The following is a 255-nucleotide window of genomic DNA, read 5'->3' on the forward strand; positions in this document are numbered from 1 at the left end:
TTTCCGTGCCTTCCGGCAGCGTGACGATGCCCGTCACGTCCGTCGTGCGGAAGTAGAACTGCGGACGGTAGTTGGTGAAGAACGGCGTATGACGGCCGCCTTCTTCCTTCGTCAGGATGTAGGCTTCGGCCATGAACTTCTTGTGCGGCTTGACCGAACCCGGCTTGCACAGGATCTGGCCACGCTCAACGCCGTCACGGTTAACACCACGGATCAGCGCGCCGATGTTGTCGCCGGCCTGGCCCTGGTCGAGCA

Annotated in this window: 1 pseudogene; it reads right to left on the minus strand. The window is 62.0% G+C overall.

From position 1 onward, the window contains the following. Positions 1 to 255, minus strand: a pseudogene (tuf, locus tag IB267_RS33085) (elongation factor Tu); the annotation flags it as partial.

The sequence above is a fragment of the Ensifer sp. ENS09 genome (assembly GCF_014852425.1).
Classification (GTDB): Bacteria; Pseudomonadota; Alphaproteobacteria; order Rhizobiales; family Rhizobiaceae; genus Ensifer.